At 61.8% G+C, this 21,540-nt stretch carries 21 protein-coding genes and 1 pseudogene; 14 read left to right on the forward strand and 8 right to left on the reverse strand.

Going from position 1 to position 21,540, the window contains the following annotated elements; genetic code table 11:
* Positions 1–208: 208 nt before the first annotated feature.
* The 3 genes from AEQ63_RS05055 to AEQ63_RS28730 all read right to left on the reverse strand — a co-directional run bounded on the left by AEQ63_RS05055 (position 209) and on the right by AEQ63_RS28730 (position 3,523).
* Positions 209–2,446, reverse strand: coding sequence for an ATP-binding protein (locus AEQ63_RS05055; RefSeq protein ID WP_064362017.1), 2,238 nt, complete (start codon positions 2,444–2,446; stop codon positions 209–211).
* Complete coding sequence (locus AEQ63_RS05060) at positions 2,443–3,048, reverse strand: biliverdin-producing heme oxygenase (RefSeq protein WP_064362018.1); 606 nt, start codon at positions 3,046–3,048, stop codon at positions 2,443–2,445. The genes AEQ63_RS05055 and AEQ63_RS05060 overlap by 4 nt, the downstream gene beginning before the upstream one ends.
* Positions 3,049–3,244: 196 nt before the next feature.
* Positions 3,245–3,523, reverse strand: a complete 279-nt coding sequence (locus tag AEQ63_RS28730; RefSeq protein WP_064362019.1) for a hypothetical protein — start codon at positions 3,521–3,523, stop codon at positions 3,245–3,247.
* A 159-nt stretch (positions 3,524–3,682) separates the two neighbouring features.
* Here AEQ63_RS28730 and AEQ63_RS05070 point away from each other — a divergent pair, with 159 nt between their 5' ends.
* On the forward strand, positions 3,683–4,801 hold the full coding sequence (locus AEQ63_RS05070; protein WP_064362056.1) for a carboxylate-amine ligase: 1,119 nt from the start codon (positions 3,683–3,685) through the stop codon (positions 4,799–4,801).
* Here AEQ63_RS05070 and AEQ63_RS05075 read toward each other — a convergent pair.
* Positions 4,783–5,214, reverse strand: coding sequence for a VOC family protein (locus AEQ63_RS05075; RefSeq protein WP_064362020.1), 432 nt, complete (start codon positions 5,212–5,214; stop codon positions 4,783–4,785). The two genes, AEQ63_RS05070 and AEQ63_RS05075, sit on opposite strands and share 19 nt — an antisense overlap.
* A gap of 109 nt (positions 5,215–5,323) precedes the next feature.
* On the opposite strand from AEQ63_RS05075, the gene AEQ63_RS05080 reads away from it, so the two are divergent.
* Together AEQ63_RS05080 and AEQ63_RS05085 are read left to right on the forward strand one after the other, a co-directional pair.
* Positions 5,324–6,406, forward strand: a complete 1,083-nt coding sequence (locus tag AEQ63_RS05080) for a bifunctional transcriptional activator/DNA repair enzyme AdaA (protein WP_042609533.1) — start codon at positions 5,324–5,326, stop codon at positions 6,404–6,406.
* 58 nt (positions 6,407–6,464) lie between these two features.
* On the forward strand, positions 6,465–7,082 hold the full coding sequence (locus tag AEQ63_RS05085) for a DNA-3-methyladenine glycosylase family protein (RefSeq protein WP_042609532.1): 618 nt from the start codon (positions 6,465–6,467) through the stop codon (positions 7,080–7,082).
* Between the two features lie 59 nt (positions 7,083–7,141).
* Here the strand turns inward: AEQ63_RS05085 and AEQ63_RS05090 are convergent, their stop codons facing one another.
* The gene (locus AEQ63_RS05090; protein ID WP_064362021.1) at positions 7,142–8,062 is read right to left on the reverse strand and encodes a LysR family transcriptional regulator; all 921 of its coding nucleotides are present in this window, start codon (positions 8,060–8,062) and stop codon (positions 7,142–7,144) included.
* A gap of 299 nt (positions 8,063–8,361) precedes the next feature.
* Here AEQ63_RS05090 and AEQ63_RS05095 point away from each other — a divergent pair, with 299 nt between their 5' ends.
* The 3 genes from AEQ63_RS05095 to AEQ63_RS05105 are packed head-to-tail and all read left to right on the forward strand — an operon-like array spanning position 8,362 to position 10,943.
* Entirely contained in the window at positions 8,362–9,060 is a 699-nt protein-coding gene (locus AEQ63_RS05095) for a CoA transferase subunit A (protein ID WP_042609530.1), read from the forward strand.
* 24 nt (positions 9,061–9,084) lie between these two features.
* Entirely contained in the window at positions 9,085–9,750 is a 666-nt protein-coding gene (locus AEQ63_RS05100) for a CoA transferase subunit B (RefSeq protein ID WP_039762320.1), read from the forward strand.
* Positions 9,751–9,761: 11 nt separating this feature from the next.
* Complete coding sequence (locus AEQ63_RS05105; RefSeq protein ID WP_042609529.1) at positions 9,762–10,943, forward strand: acetyl-CoA C-acetyltransferase; 1,182 nt, start codon at positions 9,762–9,764, stop codon at positions 10,941–10,943.
* Between the two features lie 220 nt (positions 10,944–11,163).
* Here AEQ63_RS05105 and cobF read toward each other — a convergent pair whose 3' ends face one another.
* Together cobF and AEQ63_RS05115 are read right to left on the reverse strand one after the other, a co-directional pair.
* The gene (cobF, locus tag AEQ63_RS05110; RefSeq protein ID WP_064362022.1) at positions 11,164–11,919 is read right to left on the reverse strand and encodes a precorrin-6A synthase (deacetylating); all 756 of its coding nucleotides are present in this window, start codon (positions 11,917–11,919) and stop codon (positions 11,164–11,166) included.
* Positions 11,919–12,488 carry a histidine phosphatase family protein gene (locus AEQ63_RS05115; RefSeq protein WP_064362023.1) on the reverse strand — a complete coding sequence of 190 codons (570 nt, stop codon included), beginning with the start codon at positions 12,486–12,488 and terminating at the stop codon, positions 11,919–11,921. The genes cobF and AEQ63_RS05115 overlap by 1 nt, the downstream gene beginning before the upstream one ends.
* A 320-nt stretch (positions 12,489–12,808) precedes the next feature.
* Between AEQ63_RS05115 and AEQ63_RS05120 the strand changes: the two genes are divergently transcribed.
* The 8 genes from AEQ63_RS05120 to AEQ63_RS05155 all read left to right on the forward strand — a co-directional run bounded on the left by AEQ63_RS05120 (position 12,809) and on the right by AEQ63_RS05155 (position 21,034).
* On the forward strand, positions 12,809–13,663 hold the full coding sequence (locus AEQ63_RS05120; RefSeq protein ID WP_042609526.1) for a MurR/RpiR family transcriptional regulator: 855 nt from the start codon (positions 12,809–12,811) through the stop codon (positions 13,661–13,663).
* 2 nt (positions 13,664–13,665) lie between these two features.
* Positions 13,666–14,310 carry an isochorismatase family cysteine hydrolase gene (locus AEQ63_RS05125; protein WP_064362024.1) on the forward strand — a complete coding sequence of 215 codons (645 nt, stop codon included), beginning with the start codon at positions 13,666–13,668 and terminating at the stop codon, positions 14,308–14,310.
* Positions 14,307–15,638 (forward strand): glutamine synthetase, encoded by a 1,332-nt coding sequence (locus AEQ63_RS05130; RefSeq protein WP_064362025.1) that lies wholly within the window; start codon positions 14,307–14,309, stop codon positions 15,636–15,638. The genes AEQ63_RS05125 and AEQ63_RS05130 overlap by 4 nt, the downstream gene beginning before the upstream one ends.
* Entirely contained in the window at positions 15,622–16,374 is a 753-nt protein-coding gene (locus tag AEQ63_RS05135; RefSeq protein ID WP_064362026.1) for an N-formylglutamate amidohydrolase, read from the forward strand. The genes AEQ63_RS05130 and AEQ63_RS05135 overlap by 17 nt, the downstream gene beginning before the upstream one ends.
* 68 nt (positions 16,375–16,442) lie before the next feature.
* Positions 16,443–17,792 (forward strand): APC family permease, encoded by a 1,350-nt coding sequence (locus AEQ63_RS05140; RefSeq protein ID WP_042609522.1) that lies wholly within the window; start codon positions 16,443–16,445, stop codon positions 17,790–17,792.
* Positions 17,793–17,910: 118 nt separating this feature from the next.
* Positions 17,911–18,927 carry an arginine N-succinyltransferase gene (locus AEQ63_RS05145; protein WP_064362027.1) on the forward strand — a complete coding sequence of 339 codons (1,017 nt, stop codon included), beginning with the start codon at positions 17,911–17,913 and terminating at the stop codon, positions 18,925–18,927.
* Between the two features lie 49 nt (positions 18,928–18,976).
* Positions 18,977–20,011: an arginine N-succinyltransferase gene (astA, locus tag AEQ63_RS05150; RefSeq protein ID WP_042609520.1), complete on the forward strand. Its 1,035-nt coding sequence runs from the start codon at positions 18,977–18,979 to the stop codon at positions 20,009–20,011.
* Positions 20,012–20,164: 153 nt separating this feature from the next.
* Positions 20,165–21,034, forward strand: coding sequence for an isocitrate lyase/PEP mutase family protein (locus tag AEQ63_RS05155; protein ID WP_024012471.1), 870 nt, complete (start codon positions 20,165–20,167; stop codon positions 21,032–21,034).
* Positions 21,035–21,139: 105 nt separating this feature from the next.
* Here AEQ63_RS05155 and AEQ63_RS05160 read toward each other — a convergent pair.
* A pseudogene (locus AEQ63_RS05160) lies at positions 21,140–21,343 on the reverse strand (hypothetical protein); the annotation flags it as partial.
* Positions 21,344–21,540: the final 197 nt, after the last annotated feature.

Genomic DNA, 21,540 nt, shown 5'->3' on the forward strand with positions numbered 1-21,540 from the left:
TGTGAGAGCGGTGGGTCACTCAGCCCAGTGTTGGCTGGGCTGACGTCTTCGCGAGCAGGCTCGCTCCCACAGGGTTTTGTGTGAAACCAAATTGCAGAGCCCACCGCAAGACCTGTAGGAGTGAGCCTGCTCGCGATAACGGTGGATCAGTCAGAACAGCGCTGACGGGACGGACGCCATCGCGAGCAGGCTCACTCCTACAGGGCACTCAGGCCAGGCGCGGCACGGTAAAGCGGAACTCGCTACCCTGCCCCGGCTCGCTCTCGGCGACGATCTGTCCGCCGTGGGCTTCGACGATGCCTTGGGTGATGTACAAACCAAGGCCGGTACCGGTCGGATTGCCTTCCTTCACTGTCCAGTAGCGATCAAACACATGCGGCAAATGTTCCTTGGGAATCCCTTCGCCACTGTCACGCACGATGAACACAATCTCATCGCCCACCGACTTGGCGTGCACACCTACGGTGCCCATGCGCGGGGTGAATTTGATTGCGTTGCCGACCAGATTGGACAGCACCTGAAACAGCCGCTCTGGGTCGGCGTGGATGCGCAGGTCAGGATCGGCCTGGAAGGAAATGCTGATGTCCTTGTCATGGGCCAGCGGCGACAGCAGCGATTGCGCTTCTTCGAAGATAAGACCGACGTCCAGCGCCTGCGGGGTAATGGAATAGCGCCCGGCGTCGATTTTCGAGGTGTCGAGCAGGTCTTCGAGCAGCGTGTTCATGCGTGCCGTGGCCTGTTGCATGGTATCGATCGCCGTGGAAATGCGCCGCGAGGTGTGCGCCCCCTCAGAGCTGAAGGCTTTCTGCATCATGCCGCACAGCATGGAGATCACAGTCATCGGGTTGCGCAGATCATGGGAGACCACCGCCACCAGTTCGTCTCGCGCCCGCACGGCCTCCTGCTCGCGCCGTACCTGGCGGGCCAGATCGTTTTCCAGCGCCGAGCGACGCAGATCATTGGCAGCGAACCGATCACCGTGGCTCCACTTAGTGGAGATCCCGGCCATCTCGACTTTCCAGATCTCGAACGAGGTGCGCGGACGCAGGCGCAGGCCGGCGTCGGAGTTTTCCAGGTCCAGCGGTTTGCGCGGGTCGCCGCTCCAGTTGATGTTTTCCTTCACTTCCGGACGGAACCACAGCAAGCCATTGTCCACCGGTTTGGGCAGGCTCATGGCGAGCACACCGCTGGCCACCGACTGATACTGTGCCGCCGGCGGATAAACGCTGGACAGATGATGACTGGCGAACACCGGCTCGCCGCGCTCCTGCAACCATTTGTGCAGGGCGCGAATTTCTTCCGGCGCCGGGCAGTTGCCGTAACGGTGCAATTGCTTGTCTTCGATGATCGCGATGCCGCCGGCATTGACCAGCGCCATCAGCGTCGCCGGCTGCTGGGAGAGGCCGTCGAACACGTTTTGCGGCGAATCGATCATCGCCTGATTGAGCCGCGCCAGCGCTTCGACCTTCTCCTCGCGCTGGCGAGTCAGTTCCAGGGTTTCCATCGCACTGATCTGCAACGACAAGACCTGACCGATGGTCTGGCAGGCCATGCGCAACTCATGCGGCACGTGCAGCGGTTGGCGGTTGCCGCAGCTGATCAGGCCCCAGAGTTTGTCGCCCTTGAGCAGGGAAATGCTCATCGACGACAGCACGCCCATGTTCTTCATGTACTGGCAGTGGATCGGCGAGACGCTGCGCAGGGTGGCGAAACTCAGGTCCAGCGGCGTTTGCGTGTCGGGGCGCAACTTCGGCACCAGCGGCACCGGCTGGTAATCGGCGTTGGGGATGATCCGCAGCCAGTTGGTGCGATACAGCTCGCGCGCCTGCTCGGGGATGTCCGACGCCGGGAAGAACAGACCATTGAACACTTCCATCGACGGGTCGGACGCCTCGGCGATGACCTGGCCGTGGCCCTCCTCCTCGAAGCGGTAGATCAGCACCCGGTCGTAACCGGTCATCGCCTGGATTTCCTTGACGCTGATGTCGTACAAGGCCTGCAGCGTGGTCGCCGCTTGCAGGCGCTGGAGCATGCGACCCAGATGGGTGTTGACCCCGGCAACGTTGCGCGGCTGGAAATTCTTGACGTGGATCTCAAGCTCAAGAATCAGCACACCCTGATGGCGATGCAGCAAACCTTCGAACGAGGTGCCGTTGAGCTCGAAACGCAGCGGCGCCGCCTCGGAGAACGTCGCCTGCTGCAAGGCTTCCTGCACTTGCGCGGTGTGTTCGGCGCCGATCAGGCTGTGCAGCGGCTGGCCGATCAACGATTCCGGCGCGCGGGCCAGCAGGGTTTCGACGTTGGCACTGACCTGAATGATCTGCAGCGCCGGCTCGCTCAGGGTCAGCAGCAAACCATGGGGCTGAATCGCGCCGGGAAAGCGGATCGGCTCGTCGGCACAGTTGGCCAGCAGTTCTTCAAAGGCTTGTTGGTCTTGCAGGTTCATGCCAGTACCTCCTGGCGCTCGAGCCACTGCTCGAAACAGCTGAATGTGGTTTGTGCTGCGCTGACCACGGCCGCGCGTTCGCTGGCATCCATGGGCCGGTTGCTCAGGTATTCGATGAACTCGCGCCAGCGCCGCCCGGTGGCAGCGCCATAGACATCCAGGAACGCGGCACCGTTGTCGGCATCCAGATTCAGCCGCGCGGCGATTTCCCGGCGCAGGATCTGCCCGCCAAGGGTGGCGCCTTCGAGCACGTACAGAACGCCAAGGCTGGCAGCGCTGGAGTCGATCACCGGCAAGTCCTCGCACAGCGGCAAGTCATTGGCGCTCGCGCCCAGCGCGCGCAGGTCGGCGTGCAAGGTTTCGGCCTTCAGACGAGGCGTCAGATTGAAATCGTCCGGCACCGCCCCGCTGGCCAGCAACGCCCGTTCCAGCGGCTGATAGAAACCGTAATAGGCCGCCATCAAGCGTTCGAAAGCGCGGTTATCGAGGGAGTCGGAGAAAAAAGGAAGGCGTTTTTCCAGTGCGATGTGCAGTTCGGCTGTGCCGGCCCGCAGATCTTGCAGCACCGGTGGCACATAAACCTCACGGGCCTTTGCTTGCATGTAGATCGCTCTTGGTGGGACCCGGCAGGGGCCATTCTGGGTGGGCACGGCGTGGAGTGGGAATTTATCACGCCACGCAGCTTTTTCTGACTGCCGAAGCGTTTTTTCTGCCGAACCTCGACCCTATGACACGTTCAGAGCGGCGCCGGATCGAAAAAGTTCGACCGACGCCATTATCCTGCCATCCTCCACCGCCTCAGTCAGCGCCGCTGTCGTTCTGCACGGATGGATCACCGTTGGCTGGCACGCTGGTGTCGGGAACGCGTTTTGACGGGTTACTGTGTTCGGCGCCAGGGTAACCGGGCAAACCGCGAGTATCGTCCGGTGTCATGACATCTTCGCTGTCACGGCTGACGTCCCAGTCGGTGGTGGCGTTGGGATCTTCATCACGCCCGGCCGTGCCGATGGCGAAGCCGTCGTCGTTGGGATTGCCGGTCTCATTGAGGGCCTTGTCGTTGCTGGATGGGTTGCTCATGTCTGCCTCCAGAAAACGTTGATCGGACTTGTTTGGAAACGCCCTAGCCGCCCAAGTGCAATGGACAAGACCAACGGTGCATTCGCGGCACTGGTCGCCTGGCTTGAACCACCGTTGCTGCGGGGGGTTCTGAAGAGAAACACTCACTCGAGCACCGCCATGAGCCATCCGCGATTCGGTATCGAGGAAGAGTATTTCCTCACTGATCGGCAGACCTTGAGCATGGTCGGCAGCCCGCCACCCCAGGCGATCGAGGCATGCCGGGCGGCGCTGGGCGTGTGGTTTGCCACAGAGATGTTTCAAGGGCAGATCGAGGTGGCCTCGCCGGTGTTCAGCGACTTTCTGCACGCCGGCGATTTTCTCCGCGGCAGCCGTCAGGCCCTGGGGGCAGCCCTCGAACCGTTTGGCCTGGCCCTGCTCAGCGCCGGCAGCCATCCGCTGGCCGACTGGCGCGAGCAGGTGCCGACCGACGAGGAACATTTCCAATATCTGTTCCAACGCTACGGCCATGTCGCGCGGCGCAGCGTGCTGTCAGGCCTGCATGTGCACGTCGAAGTGATCGAGCCGCTGGATCGCATTGCGGTGATGAACGAAGTGCTGCCGTGGACGCCCCTCCTGCTGGCGCTGAGCTGTTCGTCGCCAATCTGGGATGGCGCCGCCAGCGGCTTCATGAGTTACCGGCAGACAGCGTGTGACGAGTGGCCACGCATGGGCATCCCGCCGCTGTTTGCCGATCAGCGCCATTACGACGATCACCTGGCGTTTCTCACGCGCATCGGCGCGATCACTGAGCCGAGCGAGTGTTGGTGGGGTGTGCGCCCGGCGGCGCGCTTTCCGACGCTCGAGCTGCGCATGACTGACGCCTGCCCTCGGGTCGATGATGCGCTGACGCTCGCGGCGTTTTTTCGCGTATTGGTGGCTCATGCCAGTGCACAGCGGCGCCCCGGTCTGCTGTATGACCAGACCGCGCGCTCGATGCTGGAAGAAAATCGCTGGCGCGCCAAACGCCTGGGCACTCATGCGCGCTTTCTGGTCGAGGGCATCGACGGCGACTGTTCGATCGCGCAGTGGCTTGAACTTGCCGAGCAGCGTTTTGCCGAGACCGCGCAGGCGTTAGGCGCGGCGCAGTTGTTCGAACGTGCGCGGGCGATCATTGACAGCGGCAACAGCGCCGATCGGCAACTGGCGCTGTTCAACCTGGCCTCTGAGCAACCGCAAAACGGCCATCTGGCGCTGGCGCAAGTGACCGAGCTGTTGCTTCAGGAAACGTCTGGCTGAGCGCCTTCGGACGGGCCTTTGAGTTCGACCTGATTGCCGTCCGGATCGAAACAATACAGCGACAGGCCGTAGCCCTCGGCGCCGAAACGTCTGGCGGCTTGCTCCACCATCAAACCAAACGATTCCAGATGAGCGACAAGCGCCGCTTCATCGAACGGCTCGATGCGCAGGCAAAAGTGGTCGACATTGCGTTTCTGCGCCTCAGCCGCGCCGCCGCCCTTGCGCCCGAGTTCGCCTGCAAGGTCGACGAGATCGATCATCGAGGTGCCGGCCCGCAAATGCACCAGCCCCAGCGGCGGGTTATGCCTGACCACTTCGGCGCCGAACACTTTGCCGTAGAAATCGATGCTGCGTTGCAGGTCGGCTACGCGCAGGACGACATGATCGATGCGCTGAATGGAAAACGGATGCATGGGTGAGCTTCCTTGAAAGCGGCGACCCGCTCATTGTGCTGCACCAGCGAAAAAATTCACTGTCGATTTTTCGGTGGAGCCATCGACAAAGCGGATTTACTCTCAGCCCATGAACATACCAGCCGCTGTCCTGCCACCCCACGCCGAAATGGTTCGCGCCATGCTCGAACGCGACACTGCCTATGAAGGCGTGTTCTTCACGGCGGTGAAAACCACCGGGATCTTCTGCCGCCCCAGTTGCACGGCGCGCAAGCCGAAACCGGAGAACGTCGAATTCTTTGCCCATGCCGACGAATGCCTGTGCGCCGGTTACCGCGCCTGCCTGCGCTGCAAACCGCTGGACGCCGCGGCGATCGCCCCGGACTGGGTGCAGCGCCTGCTCAACGCGGTAGACGCCGATCCCGAACGGCGCTGGAGCGATGCACAATTGCTCGCTGAAGGCATCGAACCATTGAAGCTGCGGCGCTGGTTCAAACAGCATTTCGGCATGACTTTCCATGCCTGGCTGCGCACCCGTCGCCTCGGCATGGCCCTGGGCGGAATCAGGCAAGGCGCGTCGATCGATCACGCCGCGTTCGACTCCGGCTACGAGTCGCTCAGCGGTTTTCGCGACGCTTTTCAGAAATCCTTCCACATTACCCCGGGCCGCGCCGCCAACAGTGAGCCGCTGCTGTTCACCCGCCTGACCACGCCGCTGGGGCCGATGATCGCCATGGCCGAGCGCCGTGGGCTGGTGCTGTTGGAGTTCCTTGATCGCCCGGCACTGACCCGTGAAGTCGAAGCACTGCAGAACCGTTATGGCTACGCCGTCGCGCCGGGACACAACGCGCACTTACAGCAGATCGAGGTGCAACTCGCGGAGTACTTTGCCGGCAGACTCACTCAGTTCAGCGTGCCGTTGCACCTGCCCGGCAGCGCTTTTGCCCGCGAGGTGTGGGCGGCGCTGCTGCAAATCCCCTACGGCCACACCAGCACCTACGGCGCCATCGCCGCGGGACTGGGCAAACCCGGCGCCAGTCGTGCGGTGGGTCTGGCCAACGGGCACAATCGGCTATCGATCGTAGTGCCCTGCCACCGAGTGATCGGCGCAGACGGTTCGCTGACCGGTTATGGTGGCGGGCAACCGCGCAAGGCGTTTCTGCTGCGGTTGGAGAACGCTGCGCTGCAAATGACTCAACAATTGGCTTTCTGAAACATGCAACTCAGCCAGCGAGAAGGGATTTCGATGATTACGCTCGACTCACGGCCGCATGACTGACGTGTACGACGCGGCCAGCGCCTTTCTGGCCGTAATAGACGCTGACTGGCAGCGCCATATCCGCGCCGTCGGCCCCTGCCTGCATCAGCCGCACCCGGCGCGCGATCCGTATGAGTCGCTGGTGCGCGCGATTGCCTATCAGCAACTGCACGCCAAGGCTGGCGATGCGATTCTCGGACGTCTGGTGGGGTTGTTTCCCGGACAGGCATTTCCGCGTCCGGAACAGATTCTGGCGACTGAGGTCGAGCGACTGCGCGCTTGCGGATTTTCAGCCAGCAAGATCGCGACGATCCAGGGGATTGCCCAGGCGACGCTGGACGGCGTGGTGCCGGATTACCCGACTGCGCGGGCCATGGACGATGAAACCCTGATCGAACGTCTGACCAGCCTGCGCGGCGTCGGTCGCTGGACCGTGGAGATGCTGCTGATCTACAGCCTGGAACGCATGGACATCCTGCCGGCTGATGACTTCGGTGTGCGTGAGGGTTACCGGCGTTTGAAGGGACTGGACGTGCAGCCGACGCGCAAACAGATGATCGAGATCGGCCGGGCGTGGAGCCCGTATCGGACGGTGGCGGCCTGGTATCTGTGGCGGGTGGCCAAGGTCTAGACCGCGTTATCGTTTTTCGCGAGCAGGCTCGCTCCCACACTGAATCAGTGTTCGGCCCTCTATTCCCGCGCTTCCGGGCTGAGGGGGAGATCGAACTGGCGCTGCAGATCTTCAGCCTTGAGAATCTCGAACAACGCCTGCGCCGCCGCCGACAGTTCATTGCCCGGCTCGGTCAGCACACCGATTGCCCGCTCGACCGAATCGTTCAAGGTCAGGCAATGCGCACCCAGCTCGCGCATCTGCCCCGCACACAACGCCGGCACCGCGCTGACTCCGAGCCCGCTGGCGACCATGCGGCCGACCGTCGCCAATTGATGGCTCTCGAACTCCACCGGCAACTTCATCCCGCGCGCGTGCAAATGCTCTTCCAGCATCACCCGTACCGTCGACGGCCGCTGCAGGGTGATGAACGGTTGCTCCAGCAAGGTCTGCCAATCGATGTCGGCGCGGCCGGCCAGCGCTGAATCCGCTGGCACCACCGCGACAAAGCGATCGACATACAGAGGCGTGAACGTCATCGACGTGCTCTGCATCGGCGCGAACGCCACGCCGAGTTCCACCTGCCGGTCGCGGACCATTTCCAGCACTTGCTCGTTGATCACGTCGTTGACCGTGACGTTGACGTTCGGATAGCGCGCGCGAAAGCTCTTGAGAATCGGCGGCAGCAGATTGCCGGCAAACGACGGCATCGCCGCCAGCGTCACGCGCCCGCGTTGCAGGCTGAAACGCTGACGCATCTCGTCTTCAGCGTTGTCCCAGTCGGCGATCAACCGGCGCGCCAGCGGCAGCAGGGATTCGCCCTCCGGGGTCAGCGCGACATTCCGGGTATTGCGGCTGAACAGCCGCCCGCCCAGGCCCTCCTCCAGCGCCTTGATGGTCAGGCTCAACGCTGACTGGGACAGGTGCAGGCGCTCGCATGCAACGGCGAAACTCAGGTTATGGGCCACGGCGAGAAAGGCACGAATCTGTTTGATGGTCATGGTCGCTTTGCTCCAGTTGCGAGCGGCGAGCTGCAAGCTGCAAGCTGCAAGCTGCAAGCTGCAAGCCGTGATGTGATTGCCCTCTGTAGGCGCTGCCGAAGGCTGCGATCTTTTGATCTTGAAAATCAACGGCAAAAGATCGCAGCCTTCGGCAGCTCCTACAGGAGATCGCCGAAACATTGATTATTGATGTTTATCAATCAATCAACCGTAAAAATCAACTTAACAAATATATTCCACGGAGAGACACTCCAGTCATTCGGCTAGCCAGCCGCCCGCAAATAATAAAAGAGGTGCCTATGGCAGGTTTCGACAAGCGTGTGAGTTCCTACGAGGAAGCGATGGCCGGGCTGGAAGACGGCATGACCGTCATCGCCGGTGGCTTCGGTCTGTGCGGCATTCCGGAAAACCTGATCGCCGAGATCAAGCGCAAGGGCACCCGCGACCTCACCGTCGTCTCCAACAACTGCGGCGTCGACGGATTCGGCCTTGGCGTGCTGCTCACCGACCGCCAGATCAGCAAAGTCATCGCCTCGTACGTCGGCGAAAACAAACTGTTCGAAGAGCAACTGCTCAAGGGCGACATCGAAGTCATCCTCACCCCGCAAGGCACCCTCGCCGAGAAGATGCGCGCGGGCGGCGCCGGCATTCCGGCATTCTTCACCGCCACCGGCGTCGGCACCCCAGTCGCCGAGGGCAAGGAAGTGCGTGAATTCAAAGGTCGCAAGTACCTGATGGAAGAATCCATCACTGGCGACTTCGCCATCGTCAAAGGCTGGAAGGCCGACCATTTCGGCAACGTCGTTTACCGCCACACCGCGCAGAACTTCAACCCGCTGGCGGCCACCGCCGGCAAGATCACCGTGGTCGAAGTCGAAGAAATCGTCGAACCCGGCGAACTCGATCCGACGCAGATCCACACCCCGGGCATCTACGTCGACCGGGTCATTTGCGGCACGTTCGAAAAACGCATCGAACAACGCACCATCCGCAAATAATTCAGGCCTACGGAGAACAACAACATGGCACTTACCCGCGAACAAATGGCTCAGCGCGTCGCCCGCGAAATGCAGGACGGCTACTACGTCAACCTCGGTATCGGCATTCCGACCCTGGTCGCCAACTACATCCCCGAAGGCATGGAAGTCATGCTGCAATCGGAAAACGGCCTGCTCGGCATGGGACCTTTTCCGACCGAAGAAACCATCGATGCCGACATGATCAACGCCGGCAAACAAACGGTGACCGCGCGGATCGGCGCATCGATTTTCAACTCCGCCGAATCCTTTGCGATGATCCGCGGCGGCCATGTCGACCTGACCGTGCTCGGCGCGTTCGAAGTCGACGTCGAAGGCAATATTGCCTCGTGGATGATCCCCGGCAAACTGGTCAAGGGCATGGGCGGCGCCATGGACCTGGTGGCCGGTGCCGACAACATCATTGTCATCATGACCCACGCGTCCAAGGACGGTGAATCCAAGCTGCTCGCCAAATGCAGCCTGCCGCTGACCGGCGCCGGCTGCATCAAGCGCGTGCTGACCGACCTCGCCTATCTGGAAATTGAAAATGGCGCTTTTGTCCTCAAGGAACGCGCACCTGGCGTCAGCGTTGAAGAAATCGTCGCCAAAACCGCTGGTAAACTGATCGTCCCGGATCACGTACCGGAAATGCAATTCGCTGCCGAGTGAGGAATTCGAAAATGCAAGACGTCGTCATTGTTGCCGCCACGCGTACCGCGATCGGCAGTTTTCAGGGCTCCCTGGCCAACGTATCCGCGGTAGATCTGGGCGCAGCGGTGATCCGCCAGTTGCTCGAGCAGACCGGTCTGGACGGTGCGCAGGTCGATGAAGTGATCATGGGCCAGGTGTTGACCGCCGGCGCCGGACAGAACCCGGCGCGTCAGGCCGCGATCAAGGCCGGCCTGCCCCACGCGGTACCGGCGATGACCCTGAACAAGGTCTGCGGTTCGGGCCTGAAAGCTCTGCATCTCGGCGCGCAGGCGATCCGTTGCGGCGACGCCGAGGTGATCATTGCCGGCGGCCAGGAAAACATGAGCCTGTCCAACTACATCATGCCGGGCGCCCGCACCGGTCTGCGCATGGGTCACGCGCAAATCGTCGACACCATGATCAGCGACGGCCTGTGGGATGCGTTCAACGATTACCACATGGGCATCACCGCGGAAAATCTGGTCGATAAATACCAGATCACCCGCGAACAGCAGGACGCCTTCGCTGCCGCTTCCCAGCAGAAAGCTGCCGCCGCCATTGAAGCCGGGCGCTTCGTCGATGAAATCACCCCGATCCTGATTCCCCAGCGCAAGGGCGATCCGGTCGCCTTCAAGATCGACGAGCAGCCACGCGGCGACACCAGCGCCGAATCCCTGGCGAAGCTGCGCCCGGCGTTCAAAAAGGACGGCAGCGTCACCGCTGGCAACGCTTCATCGCTGAACGACGGTGCCGCCGCCGTGATTCTGATGAGTGGCGAGAAAGCCAAAGCCCTGGGCCTGCCGGTTCTGGCCAGAATCGCTGCCTACGCCAACGCGGGCGTCGATCCGGCGATCATGGGCATCGGCCCGGTATCTGCCACCCGCCGCTGCCTCGACAAGGCCGGCTGGAGCATCGACCAGCTCGACCTGATCGAAGCCAACGAAGCGTTCGCCGCGCAATCGCTGGCCGTCGCCAAGGACCTGCAATGGGACCTGGACAAGGTCAACGTCAACGGCGGCGCCATCGCTCTTGGTCACCCGATCGGCGCATCGGGTTGCCGCGTGCTGGTGACATTGCTGCACGAAATGCTCAAGCGCGATGCGAAAAAAGGTCTGGCGACCTTGTGCATTGGCGGCGGCCAGGGTGTAGCGCTGGCGCTGGAACGCGCCTGATACGGAGTTCAAGGTTGACGGCGGATCCACGACATCCGCCGTTGGCCGGCAACAAAAAACCCGGTGCGCCTTGCGGTGTACCGGGTTTCTTTTTGCCTGTCCGAAATTCGTATTGGATGTACCACCGTCATCGCGAGCAGGCTCACTCCTACAGGGGGGACGCATTCCAAATGTGGGAGCGAGCCTGCTCGCGAAGGGGGCCTGTTCAGGCGCCAACCGTTCAAGGCTTGCGCAGCAGATAGGTATCCATAATCCACCCATGCTCCGCCCGCGCCGCTTTGCGCACCCGTTCGATCTCATCGGCGACATCCGCCAGTCTTCCGCTGAGCAGAATCTGGTCCGGTGTGCCCAGGTAAGCGCCCCAGAAAATCTCGGTCTGGCGATCCGTCACCTGCTGGTACGAATCCTCGGCATCGAGCATCACCACCAGACTGTCCGCTTCACTCACCTGCCCTGCTGCCAATCGCCGTCCCGTGGTGATTTCCACCGAACCGCCGATCGTGTTCAACGGTATCTTGTGCTGCGCAGCCAGGGCCTGAACGCTGGTAATCCCCGGTATCACTTCGTACTCAAATTCACAGCGGCCTGATGACTGAATCGCCTGAAGGATGCGCAGCGTGCTGTCGTACAACGCCGGATCGCCCCACACCAGGAAACCGCCGCACTGACCGTCGGGCAATTCCTCATTGATCAGCCGCTCGAAGGTCTGCTGCTTGGCGCGGTTCAGTGCATCGACACTTGCCGTGTAGTCGACATCGCCCCGCTCGCGCTCAGGACTGCTGGCTTCGATAAAGCGATAAGCGTGATCGGTGATGTAGCGCTCACAGATCTCGCGGCGCAGATCGATCAGCGTCTGTTTGCTCTGGCCTTTATCCAGCAGAAAGAACACATCGACCCGATTCAGCGCTTTCACTGCCTGCATCGTGATGTAGTCCGGATTGCCGGCGCCAATGCCGATGACCAGCAGCTGTTTCATCAGAATTCCTCTTCAAGGTCCATGCCCGGCAAGCGTAGACGCCAGATGCCGTTGAAGCGCAGCTCGATCACCGACAGCGGCTCGACATCGATCGCATTGAACGCGTTGCCCTGCAGCACCTGCATCAATGCAGCACGCATGACAAACGGATGGGTGACTGCCACCACATGCCCGGGCGTCGCGGCGACTGTAGCCAGCCACTGCGCCACCCGCTGTGTCAGTTGGCCGACCGATTCGCCGCCATGGGGCGCCGCGTCTGGATCAGCCAGCCAGGCTGACAACGCGTCGGCGTGGTGGGCTTGCAATTCCTTGATCGACTGGCCGTGCCAGCGCCCCCAGTCACAATCACCCAGGGCCGGGTCGATTTCGCCATCGGCACCCAACCACGCTGCTGTTTGCCGGGTTCGCAGCTCCGGCCCGCATACCAGGCGCCGCGTCGCCGGGAATCGCGACCGGATGGCGTCAGACGCCACGGGCAACTCTTCAACAGGCTCATTCGTAGGAAAACGCGCCAATTTTTGTGCGATGGTTCGCGCATGGCAAACCAGTATCAAACGGCTACTTGGCACAGGCAGGTACTCGGACGAAAGATATTAAAAGCAACGGTTCGAAATTCATTATCGGCCCATTGTGCCGTAAAACCGGATTTTTCAGGATTGCCCGCTCGCCAGCCGCTGAACCTTGGATAGGCAATGTCTGACACTGTGACAGGCAAAGGACTACAAGCCGACGCTACTTCGGCGTAGCCCTTGTTACACGGACGCCTTGCACACTTTTGGTGCCTGGCAAACCTGTACAAAAATTCGCTAGACATGTAGCACACATTACATAAATACTCTTTTAACGGATTGTGAAATGAATTCGACACCCCCATCCAGCAGGAGCCCGGATGCCCCCTCTCAGAGACCTGATCACTGACCCCGGCCTGGATCTGACGCCGTCAGAGCGCAAAGTCGTCCGCGCCCTGCTCGATCAGTATCCCCGCAACGGTCTGGGGCCGATGGCGCGCCTTGCCGAACATGCGGGTGTCAGCGATCCGACCATCGTGCGTCTGGTGAAAAAGCTCGGTTTTGGCGGTTACGCCGATTTCCAGGAAGCCCTGCTCAGCGACATGGACCATCGCCTGCGTTCACCACGCACGCTATTGCAGCCGCGCTCGCAGCAGAACAAGAACGATGCCTGGGCCCATTATCTGGCCGACAGCCATCGCTTGCTGGTCGACACTCAAGCCCTGACCCAACCCGAAGACGTACGGATCCTCGTGGAATGGCTGCTCGACAGCCGCCATCAGATCTACTGCTTCGGAGGCCGTTTCAGCATCCTGCTGGCCAATTACCTGCTTAACCACCTGCGCCTGCTGCGCCCCGGCTGCTTCGCCCTGGAAGACAACGCCCTGTTGCCTGACCGTCTGTACGATCTGCAACGCCAGGACGTGGTGCTGGTGTTCGACTATCGGCGCTACCAGACCCAAGCCTTGCGCGTCGCCACCGCGGCGAAGAACAACAACGCGCGGGTGGTGCTGTTCACCGATGTCTACGCCTCGCCGCTGCGCGAGATGGCCGACCTGATCATCAGCGCCCCGGTGGAATCGGCGTCGCCGTTCGACACCATGGTGCCGGCGCTGGCGCAGGTCGAGGCGCTGATCGCCTGCCTGACCTTGCGCGTGCCCGACCCTGCCGATCGCCTGGAAGGCATCGATGCCCTGCGCAACGACTTTGCGACTCACCTGCTGGAGGAAAAATAAGGATGTTCAGCCTTCCCCACCGCTCGCCACGGGACCTGCCGTTTGTGTTCGATCACACCGCATTGTTGCTGGTGGACATGCAGCGCGCCTGGCTCGAGCCGCAATTCGACCCGCACCTGAGCGGTCCGGATGCCGAGTATTTCCTCCAGCGTGCGCGCAGCCAGGTGGTGCCCAATCAGCAACGGCTGCTTGGCGCCTTTCGTCAGGCCCGGCAAAACGTGCTGCACACGATCATCGAAAGCCTGACCGCCGACGGTCGCGACCGCTCGCTGGATCACAAGCTGTCCGACATGCACCTGCCCAAGGGCAGCGCGCAAGCTCAGGTGATTGCTGAACTGACCCCGGCCGAGAACGAAATCGTGCTGCCCAAGACCTCCTCCGGGGTATTCAACTCGACCAACATCGACTACGTGCTGCGCAACTTGCAGACCCGTCATCTGATCATCGCTGGCATCGTCACCGATCAGTGCGTGGACATGGCCGTGCGCGATGCCGCCGACCGGGGCTATCTGGTGACGCTGGTGGAGGACGCCTGCGCCACTTACACAGCCGAACGCCACCACGCCTGCCTCAATGCAATCAAGGGTTACTGCTGGATCACCGACACCGACACCGTGCTCGGTCGTTTGCAGGAGATGCAGCCATGAGCGCACGCCTGACGCCTCTGCCGATGACCACTCTGGTGACCACTGACCTGATCGGCATCACCCGTGGCCGCTCGTTCCCTACCGACGAGCTTGAGCACTATCAGGCAGCGGGTTGCGGCTGGGTCCCGGCCAACAGCGCGCTGACGCCACAAGACATCATCGCCTCGAGCAATCCGTGGGGCGCGTACGGCGACCTGCGGCTGATCCCCGATCTGAACAGCCGCGTCACCGTCGGCAACGGCCCGGACGCGAACGCGCCGGCGCTGGATTTCATCCACGCCGATATCCGCGAGACCGACGGCCAGGCGTGGGGCGCCTGCCCACGCACATTGCTGCGTGATGAAATCGAGCGCTATCACGATGAGCTCGGTTTGCAGGTCAATGCCGCGTTCGAACATGAATTCAACCTGCACGCTGGCGAGGCCGAACATGCAGCGTTCTCTCTCGAAGCGCAGCGTCAGGGCGCCGAATTCGCCGGCTGGCTGCTCAGCGCCCTGCGCGCCGGCGGGGTCGAGCCGGAAATGTTCCTGCCGGAATACGGCAAGCACCAATACGAAATCACCTGCCGCCCGACCCTTGGCGTGGCGGCGGCGGATCGTGCGGTCAATGTGCGTGAAATCACCCGGGAAATCGCCCGGCAGATGGGCCTGGCGCTGAGTTTCGCGCCGAAGACCGCTCCCGAGGCGGTGTGCAACGGTGTGCATCTGCACGTCAGCCTGCTCGATCTGGCCGGCCAGCCCATGCTGTATGACGCCGGCACCAGCAACGGCCTGTCGAGTATCGGTCAGCACTGGGCTGCCGGAGTCCTGCACTATTTGCCGGCGCTCTGCGCGTTCACTGCGCCGACGCCGCTCTCGTACCAGCGTTTGCAGCCGCACCACTGGAGCGCGTCCTATGCGTGCCTGGGACAGCAGAATCGTGAAGCGGCGCTGCGCATCTGCCCGACCGTAATCCTGGGCGGCAAGTCTGCCGCGCAGCAGTTCAACCTGGAATTCCGCGCCATGGACGCCACCGCCTCGCCACACCTGGCCATGGCGGCGCTGCTGATCGCCGGGCGACTGGGCATCGAACAGCGTCTGGCGCTGAACGCGATCACCGATGAAATTCCCGATTCACTCAATGACGAGCAACGCAAGGCCCGAGGCATTGTCGCCCTGCCCGCCTCGCTGGCGCAGGCGCTGGATTGCCTGCGCGACAGTGCAGCCTTCAATGAATGGCTGCCCAAGCCGCTGCTCGACACTTGGTACGCCCTGAAAACCGAGGAACTGGCGCTGACGGAACAGCTCTCGCCCGCTGACCTGTGTGAGCACTATGCACGCCTGTACTGAATCCGCCGAACTGGGGTTGTTCAACCGCCCGGTCTACAACCTCAGCCGCGAGGACTCGACGAACCCGTTGATCCTCGTGTGCGAACACGCCAGTCGTTACATCCCCGATGCCCTGAACAATCTGGGCCTGGACGAGGCCGCCGCGCGGGAACACATCGCCTGGGACATCGGCGCGCTGCAACTGGCCGAACAGTTGTCGGAACAGCTCGGTGCCACCCTGCTCAGCGCCAATTACTCACGGCTGTTGATCGATCTCAACCGCCCGCGCCATGCACCGGACAGCATCCCGGTGCAAAGCGAGATCTACCAGATTCCCGGCAACCGCGAGCTGGATGAGGCGGCTCGCGAGTATCGTCGGCAGACCCTGTTCAAGCCGTTTCATGCACGTTTGCAGACGCTGATCGACGAGCGTATTGCCCAGGGCCAAGCGGTGCGCGTGGTCGGCATTCACAGTTTTACCCCGGTGTACTACGGCCAGCCGCGAGCACTGGAAATCGGCGTGTTGTTCGGCCAGGCCAAAGCCTATGCCCAGCGCCTGCTCGACGGACTGCAAGCGCATCCTTTGAAAGTCGCGGGCAACCAGCCGTACAGAATCGATCCGCTGGGCGACATGACCGTACCGGTGCACGGCGATGCCCGAGGCCTCGAGGCGGTACTGATCGAAGTGCGCAATGACTTGCTGCGCAGCCCCGAAGCGGTTTCGCGCTGGGCCGGCTACCTGGCACCTTTGCTGTAAGAATCGCGGTAAATGATCGACCGACAGAACAACTAAAACGACCGATGGCTGACAAGGAGTTGCGCTTCATGGAAATTGAAGAATTCGGCTACAAGCAAGAGTTGAAACGTAGCCTGACGCTGACCGATCTGGTGGTATACGGGATGATTTTCATGATCCCCATCGCCCCGTTCGGTGTGTATGGCTACGTCAACGCCGAGGCACCCGGGATGGTGCCGCTGGCCTACATCATCGGCATGGTGGCGATGCTGTTCACCGCGCTGAGTTACGGCAGCATGGCCAAGGCGTTTCCGATTGCCGGTTCGGTGTATTCCTACGCGCAACGCGGCCTTAATCAACACGTCGGTTTCATCGCTGGCTGGCTGATGCTACTCGACTACCTGCTGATTCCGCCGCTGCTGTACCTGTATGCGGCGATGGCGCTCAACCATTTGTACCCGGATATTCCCAAGGTTGGCTTCATCCTGGCGTTCCTGGTCAGCGCAACGTTCGTCAACCTGCGCGGCATCACCTTTACCGCGCGGATGAACATCCTGTTCCTGCTGGCGCAACTGGTGGTACTGGGCATCTTCCTGTTCTACGCCTGGAATGCCTTGCACAACGGCGGCGGCAACGGCGAGTTGACACTGGCGCCGCTGTATCACCCCGAGACCTTCAACTTCGCCTTGTTGATGCAAGCGGTGTCGATCGCCGTGCTGTCGTTCCTCGGCTTCGATGCGATCTCGACCCTTGCCGAAGAAATCAAGGAAGACCCGGGCCGCAGCGTCGGCAGAGCGGCGCTGATCACCCTGGCGGTAATGGGCACGATTTTCGTGGTGCAGACGTGGATTGCCACCGATCTGGCAGCGGGCATGGGCTTCAAATCCGCCGACACCGCGTTCTATGAAATCGCTGAAATCGCCGCCGGCAGCTGGCTCGCGACCCTGACCGCAGTGGCGACCGCGCTGGCCTGGGGCGTGGCAGTGGCGATCACCTCGCAGGCCGCCGTGTCGCGCCTGCTGTTCGGCATGGCCCGCGACGGCAAATTGCCGAAGGTGCTGGCCAAGGTCCATCCGAAACACAACACGCCGTACCTGAGCATCTATCTGGTGGCGGTGCTGTCGCTGCTGATCTGCTACCTGTTCATCGAGGCGGTCGACATCCTCACCTCGCTGATCAACTTCGGCGCCCTGAGCGGATTCATGCTCCTGCACCTGACCGTGATCAACCACTACTGGCGTCGGCAGAAGTCGGGACAGGTTGTGCGCCATCTGCTCTGCCCGGTGATCGGCTTCATCATCGTCGCGGCCATCATGTACAACATGGGCGTCGATGCGCAGAAACTCGGCCTGATCTGGATTGCCCTGGGTCTGGTTTATCTGTTCTTCCTCAACAAGCTCGGCGCCAGCACGGTGTTGCCCGACCCGAGCAATGGCTGACAAGAAAAAGAGCGGCGTCTGACAACAAATCAGGCGACCGCCGATTTAACGCGTGGAAACCGACAGTGATAGTCAGGTTCGGCGAACGGGCCGAACCTTTTGATACAGGAGTACATCCATGCTGGTCTTACGCCCAGTCGAGCAGAATGATCTGCCCCAGCTACAGCGCCTGGCCCGCGAGAGCCTGATCGGCGTGACCTCGCTGCCGGATGACAGCGAGCACCTGCGCGAGAAAATCGCCGGGTCGCGCGCCTCGTTCGACAGCGCCGCCACGGCGCAGGGGCCGGAGAACTATTTCTTTGTGCTGGAAGACCTCGAACGCCAGCAACTGCTCGGCTGCTCGGAAATTCTTGCCACCGCCGGCTTCAAGGAACCGTTCTACAGCTTGCGCAATCGCCATTTCACCAGCGCCTCGCGGGAGTTGAACATCGAGCATGGCGTGCCGGCGTTGTCGCTGTGCCATGACCTTAGCGGGCACACCCTGCTGCGCGGGTTCCACATCGACGCCACGCTGGTGCGCACGCCGTTTTCCGAACTGTTGTCGCGGGCGCGCCTGCTGTTCATTGCCGCCCATGCGCAGCGGTTCTCCGAGGCGGTGATTACCGAGATCGTCGGCTACAGCGATGAGCACGGCCACTCGCCATTCTGGGATGCACTGGGCAAGCATTTCTTCGACCTGCCCTACGCCGAAGCCGAGCGTCTGTGCGGGTTGCAGAGCCGCACGTTCCTCGCCGAACTGATGCCGCAATATCCGATATACGTACCGATGCTGCCGCAAGCGGCGCAGGACTGCATCGGCCGCGTGCACCCGGACGGCCAGGAGGCGTTCGACATCCTCGAGCGTGAAGGCTTCGAAACCAACAGCTACATCGACCTGTTCGACGCCGGCCCTACGTTGTATGCGCGTACCGCAAACATTCGCTCGATCGTTGGCAGCCAGACTGCCACTGTCCGGCAACAGGCGTCGACAGACGCCCGAGGCCGTTACCTGGTGAGCAACGACGCCTTGCATGACTACCGCGCCATTGTCACCGAGCTCGACTACCAGCCCGATCAACCGCTGCCCCTGACGCCCGCTCTCTGCGCGGCACTGAAGGTCAGCGAGGGCAGCCCGATACGGTTGGTCGCTCTGTGAGGCGCATTCGCCGTTGGTGCCTGAATCGGTACGCAGAAGGAGTTGGAGCATGATTGTCCGTCCGGTAAAAGTCAGCGACCTGCCTGCCTTGATGACTCTCGTCGAACAGGCCGGGCCGGGCTTCACCACCCTTCCGGCCAATGAGGACCGCCTCGCGCACCGGGTGCGTTGGGCGCAACGGGCGTTCGCCGAACAGGTGGAACGGGCCGATGCCGATTATCTGTTTGTCCTCGAGGATGATGAGCAGCGCGTGGTCGGTGTCAGCGCGATGGCTGGCGCCGTTGGCCTGCGCGAACCCTGGTACAACTACCGGCTCGGCGTGACCGTCAGTTCGGCGCCGGACCTGGGCATTCAGCGGCAGATTCCGACGTTGTTCCTCAACAATGAACTGACCGGACAATCAGAACTGTGCTCGCTGTTTCTGCGCCATGACCAGCGCAGCGGCAGCAATGGTCGCCTGTTGTCGCTGGGGCGCCTGCTGTTTGTCGCCGAGTTTCCGCATCTGTTTGGCGAGAAGATGATCGCCGAACTGCGCGGCAGTGCCGATGAAAACGGTTGCTCGCCGTTCTGGGACAGCCTTGGCCGACACTTTTTCCAGATGGATTTCACCCACGCCGATCACTTGTCGGGGCTGGGCAACAAAGCCTTTATCGCCGAACTGATGCCACGTCAGCCGCTGTACACCTGCCTGCTGACCGAACAGGCACAGGCGGCGATCGGCCAGACTCACCCGAATACCCAACCGGCATTGAAAATCCTTCAGGCTGAAGGTTTTGCGCACCAGGGTTACATCGACATTTTCGACGGTGGCCCGGTCATCGAAGCGCCGATCCGCAGCATTCGCACGGTGCGTGACAGTCTCGAACTGACCCTGAGCCTCGGCATCCCGGACGAGCAGGCGCCGTTGTGGCTGATTCACAACCGTCGCCTGGAAAACTGCCGCATCACCGTGGCCCCCGGGCGACTGGTGGGCAACAGCCTGATGGTCGATCGTCTCACCGCCAAACGCCTGCAACTTCAGCCGGGTAATTCGGTGCGTGCGGTGCTCCTGCCCCATCAACAGCAACACGCCGTGGCGGCCTGATATGCCCAGCGCGAGAGATTAACCTTTCAGCCGCCAGTCCTGCCGCGCAAATTCGTCATGATTCCTGACCCATTCGCGTGATAGCCTTTTCATTCTTCGGCGTTGACACCTTTGCTCAAGCCTCTCCATTCCTTATGTATTGGTGGAACTCGTATGACCAGGCTTTCCCATCAAGATTTGCGCCGTAATTTCCGTCAGTTGCTGGCCTCCGACACCTGCTATCACACGGCTTCGGTGTTCGACCCGATGTCCGCCCGCATCGCCGCTGACCTGGGTTTTGAAGTGGGTATCCTCGGCGGTTCCGTGGCCTCCCTGCAGGTGCTCGGCGCCCCGGACTTCGCCCTGATCACCCTCAGCGAATTCGCCGAACAGGCCACGCGCATCGGCCGCGTCGCCCAATTGCCAGTGATCGCCGACGCCGATCACGGCTACGGTAACGCTCTTAACGTCATGCGCACCATCGTCGAACTGGAACGCGCTGGCGTCGCGGCACTGACCATCGAAGACACCCTGCTGCCCGCACAATTCGGGCGCAAATCCACCGACCTGATCACCGTCGCCGAAGGCGTCGGCAAGATCCGCGCGGCGCTGGAAGCGCGGGTCGACACGGAAATGGCGATCATCGCCCGCACCAACGCCGGCATTCTGCCGAACCAGGAAATCATCAGCCGCACCCGCCAATATCAGGCGGCGGGCGCTGACGGTATCTGCATGGTCGGCGTGCAGGACTTCGATCAACTGGAACAGATCGCCGAGCATCTCACCGTGCCGCTGATGCTGGTCACTTACGGCAACCCGGCCCTGCGCGACGACAAACGCCTGGCCGAACTCGGCGTACGCGTGACCATCGACGGCCACGGCGCCTACTTCGCTGCGATCAAAGCGACTTACGACAGCCTGCGCGAACAGCGGCAGATCTTCACCCAGGCCGCCGACCTGAGCGCGACCGAATTGACGCACACCTATACCCAGCCGGAGGAATACATTCTCTGGGCCAAGGAGTACATGAGCGTCAAGGAGTGATGCACACGCTGCACCGGCCCCTTCGCGAGCAGGCTCGCTCCCACAGTTGAAATGCGGTCCCCTGTGGGAGCGAGCCTGCTCGCGAAAGCGTCTATTGCGGCACCGCTAAACCGGCGTCTTATACCCCTCCTCCCGCTGCGCCGCCCGCGCCTGAATCACATTCAGAGTCGCGCAGCCCTCGCGCATCAGCAGATGAACCGCGCTGGTCACCCGCGTCAGATCACAATCGGAAATGCCCTTGAGGTTAAGGCTGGCAAAGGTATCGGCCAGATCCCGCACGACCACAAACCGGTGCATCGCACAGGCGGCCCGAGTTCACTCCAGAAAGGTCAGGTTCTGTATTCGACCGGCCAACATCGTCGCAGAGTTATCTGCGAACCGAGACTATAAAAGCCCCTCACCCTAGCCCTCTCCCGGAGGGAGAGGGAACCGATTGGGGGATGCTCAGGATCTGCGCCGACGTGGTGGACCGTGTTGAATGCGAAATTGAATTCAGCAGAAAATCT

The organism is Pseudomonas sp. RIT-PI-o (assembly GCF_001297215.1).
Classification (GTDB): domain Bacteria; phylum Pseudomonadota; class Gammaproteobacteria; order Pseudomonadales; family Pseudomonadaceae; genus Aquipseudomonas; species Aquipseudomonas moraviensis_A.

What these genes read in the sequence shown, in the direction of transcription:
- AEQ63_RS05055 (WP_064362017.1), bottom strand. Translation starts at nt 2,446, where the DNA reads ATGAACCTGCAAGACCAACAAGCCTTTGAAGAACTGCTGGCCAACTGT.
- AEQ63_RS28730 (WP_064362019.1), bottom strand. Translation starts at nt 3,523, where the DNA reads ATGAGCAACCCATCCAGCAACGACAAGGCCCTCAATGAGACCGGCAAT.
- AEQ63_RS05080 (WP_042609533.1), top strand. Translation starts at nt 5,324, where the DNA reads ATGAACATACCAGCCGCTGTCCTGCCACCCCACGCCGAAATGGTTCGC.
- AEQ63_RS05095 (WP_042609530.1), top strand. Translation starts at nt 8,362, where the DNA reads ATGGCAGGTTTCGACAAGCGTGTGAGTTCCTACGAGGAAGCGATGGCC.
- astA (WP_042609520.1), top strand. Translation starts at nt 18,977, where the DNA reads ATGATTGTCCGTCCGGTAAAAGTCAGCGACCTGCCTGCCTTGATGACT.
- AEQ63_RS05100 (WP_039762320.1), top strand. Translation starts at nt 9,085, where the DNA reads ATGGCACTTACCCGCGAACAAATGGCTCAGCGCGTCGCCCGCGAAATG.
- cobF (WP_064362022.1), bottom strand. Translation starts at nt 11,919, where the DNA reads ATGAAACAGCTGCTGGTCATCGGCATTGGCGCCGGCAATCCGGACTAC.
- AEQ63_RS05140 (WP_042609522.1), top strand. Translation starts at nt 16,443, where the DNA reads ATGGAAATTGAAGAATTCGGCTACAAGCAAGAGTTGAAACGTAGCCTG.
- AEQ63_RS05070 (WP_064362056.1), top strand. Translation starts at nt 3,683, where the DNA reads ATGAGCCATCCGCGATTCGGTATCGAGGAAGAGTATTTCCTCACTGAT.
- AEQ63_RS05125 (WP_064362024.1), top strand. Translation starts at nt 13,666, where the DNA reads ATGTTCAGCCTTCCCCACCGCTCGCCACGGGACCTGCCGTTTGTGTTC.
- AEQ63_RS05060 (WP_064362018.1), bottom strand. Translation starts at nt 3,048, where the DNA reads ATGCAAGCAAAGGCCCGTGAGGTTTATGTGCCACCGGTGCTGCAAGAT.
- AEQ63_RS05075 (WP_064362020.1), bottom strand. Translation starts at nt 5,214, where the DNA reads ATGCATCCGTTTTCCATTCAGCGCATCGATCATGTCGTCCTGCGCGTA.
- AEQ63_RS05155 (WP_024012471.1), top strand. Translation starts at nt 20,165, where the DNA reads ATGACCAGGCTTTCCCATCAAGATTTGCGCCGTAATTTCCGTCAGTTG.
- AEQ63_RS05085 (WP_042609532.1), top strand. Translation starts at nt 6,465, where the DNA reads ATGACTGACGTGTACGACGCGGCCAGCGCCTTTCTGGCCGTAATAGAC.
- AEQ63_RS05090 (WP_064362021.1), bottom strand. Translation starts at nt 8,062, where the DNA reads ATGACCATCAAACAGATTCGTGCCTTTCTCGCCGTGGCCCATAACCTG.
- AEQ63_RS05105 (WP_042609529.1), top strand. Translation starts at nt 9,762, where the DNA reads ATGCAAGACGTCGTCATTGTTGCCGCCACGCGTACCGCGATCGGCAGT.
- AEQ63_RS05135 (WP_064362026.1), top strand. Translation starts at nt 15,622, where the DNA reads ATGCACGCCTGTACTGAATCCGCCGAACTGGGGTTGTTCAACCGCCCG.
- AEQ63_RS05130 (WP_064362025.1), top strand. Translation starts at nt 14,307, where the DNA reads ATGAGCGCACGCCTGACGCCTCTGCCGATGACCACTCTGGTGACCACT.
- AEQ63_RS05120 (WP_042609526.1), top strand. Translation starts at nt 12,809, where the DNA reads ATGCCCCCTCTCAGAGACCTGATCACTGACCCCGGCCTGGATCTGACG.
- AEQ63_RS05145 (WP_064362027.1), top strand. Translation starts at nt 17,911, where the DNA reads ATGCTGGTCTTACGCCCAGTCGAGCAGAATGATCTGCCCCAGCTACAG.